Source organism: Segatella sinensis (assembly GCF_040095255.1).
Lineage (GTDB): Bacteria > Bacteroidota > Bacteroidia > Bacteroidales > Bacteroidaceae > Prevotella > Prevotella sinensis.
Genome location: NZ_JBBNGE010000142.1, coordinates 1 through 509, shown reverse-complemented (window position 1 = coordinate 509; position 509 = coordinate 1). Strand labels below are relative to the sequence as shown.

Here is a 509-nt window from a genome sequence, read left to right as displayed (position 1 = left end):
AAGGTTGAGATGAGCCTTGATTCCATTGTCGCTCTTATGATAGACAGGACGGATATCCAAGTCTGTCTTCAACACATGGAAAGTCTCCTCTACGGTTCTGATTACATTATAAAATTTCCAGATGTTCAATTCCTGGCTTTCATCAAGGCTCGTCAGCAAGACATATTTTCCATGGAACTTTCTTCTCTGAGCAGCCTTGTCCTCTCTGCATTCCCAGGTCATGGAAGTAGCAACCTCGTTCTTTCCTGTACCCTCATAGGTAAAGGTAACGTTGTATGACAGGCGAATGGCTCCATATTGCTTGTCCAATTTGCCCAATCGCTTGTTCACGGCGTCACGTTTCTTGGTTCCGCCCTTGGTAAGAATACCCTTTTTGATTGCTTCCAATCCCTCCTCATAGCGTTTGCATGCCTGCTCATACATGGAGCGTTCCTTGGCCCCCTTTGCGTCACTATCCACCATGAGAGCCTTGACGGATTCTCCATCCATGTCAACCTTACCCATCTGCA

The 509-nt window shown here is 46.6% G+C and carries 1 pseudogene; it reads right to left on the bottom strand.

The window, feature by feature from the left end:
• Positions 1-509 (bottom strand): annotated as a pseudogene (locus tag AAAT87_RS15485) (IS1634 family transposase); the annotation flags it as partial.